At 41.1% G+C, this 1573-nt stretch carries 2 protein-coding genes; both read left to right on the forward strand.

Features of this window, described 5'->3' with window-relative positions:
• The first annotated feature begins 265 nt into the window (after window positions 1–265).
• The gene (locus F6K53_RS41295; protein WP_293086136.1) at window positions 266–643 is read left to right on the forward strand and encodes a microviridin/marinostatin family tricyclic proteinase inhibitor; all 378 of its coding nucleotides are present in this window, start codon (window positions 266–268) and stop codon (window positions 641–643) included.
• Between the two features lie 69 nt (window positions 644–712).
• The coding region (locus F6K53_RS41300; protein WP_293086138.1) for a transposase at window positions 713–1573 on the forward strand (861 nt) is incomplete at its 3' end.

Here is a 1573-nt window from a genome sequence, read left to right on the forward strand (position 1 = left end):
TGTTCCCTATTTACTGTCCCATTTTACTACAATTAATCTTTAGAACACTTTTTTAGAGTTCAGATTACTAATCTCCAATGACCAATTACCAATGACTTGTGAAAATTTTCGCCAATTTGGCGTTACAGCTAGGGAGGCATGGCTTTTAATAGATTTATAGGGAAATAGTTGTGTCTATTCATGTATTCATAGTTAGGAACATGAGTTAGCCACATCCTATCTCCTATTTCCCCACATCTTATTTATCCACTAGGAGTTTAAAGCCATGTCTAATATGGACAAACCAGAAGAAAATTCCCAAGCAGTTCCCTTTTTTGCCCGCTACCTAGAAGGGCAATGGTGCGAAGAGCTATCTGAAGAAGAAATGGATGATGTTAGAGGCGGTCGCGGTTTTGCGATGACACAGAAGTACCCCTCTGATTGGGAAGATAGTGTCGGATGCTTTACTCGGAAGTACCCCTCAGATCACGAAGAGGGTGGTGGTGGTCCAGTCATGACTAAGAAGTATCCCTCAGATCACGAAGAGGGTGGCGGTGGTCCAATCATGACTGAGAAGTTCCCATCGGATCAAGAAGATGGTGGCGGTGGTCCAATTGTGACCCTGAAGTTCCCCTCTGATGAGGAAGATGTTCACCAGAAGTAATATCGTGTCTGGTTGACTATAGCGTTATTTATAACTGCTATAACACAATTAATAAAGGTCAAGAATTCGATGCAGCAGGTAATTACAGCAAAGCTGAAGTTGAACTGCACACCGGAGCAAAAAGAAAAGCTTCGTGCAGTTACTTTAGCCTATCGTGATGCCTTAAACTATACATCGAAATTGGCCTTTGAAAACGGCAAAATTTCCTATGCGGCTAAGTTACAAAAGCAGGTTTACTACGACATTCGAGAACGCTTTAGGTTACCAGCCCAAATGGCATGTAACGTACCTCGACAGGTAGCTGCAATCTATAAAAATCTCTGGATGAAAGTAGAGCGTAATGCTACTCACTTAAAATCTGGCATTACCAACAAGCGTTACAAAGGGTTAGACACCCCTCCTAAATTCATAGCTCGAACTTGTACGTTTAGTTACAAGCGTGACTACTCGTTTGTTAAAGGTAAAGCTAGCCTAGTTACCTTAGAAGGTCGTATAAAAGTTGACTACTCCGGATATCAAAAACACTTAGAATTGATTCATTCAGGTATAGCCAAAATAGGTGCAGCAATAATTTGCTATGCTGAAAAAACCAAGACTTACTATTTACTAGTAAGCTTAGAGTTGGAGCTACCCGAACTTAAACCTGAAGCGATTAAACGTGTTGTTGGTGTGGATGTAGGTCAGCGCTATCTAGCCGTAACCTTTGATACGAATAAAACAGCTGGTTTCTTTTCTGGCAAGTCAGTGATTCATAGAGCTAATCGTTACTATAAAACGAAACAAACTCTACAGCGAAAAGGCACTCGTTCCGCTACCAGAAGGTTGATAGTATTGTCACAACGAGAGAGACGGTTTAACGCTGATATTAATCACTGTATTGCCAAACGTGTCGTGATTTCTGGCTCATTGATTGGTCTAGAAAATATTACC

The sequence above is a fragment of the Moorena sp. SIO4A1 genome (assembly GCF_010672065.1).
Taxonomy (GTDB): Bacteria; Cyanobacteriota; Cyanobacteriia; order Cyanobacteriales; family Coleofasciculaceae; genus Moorena.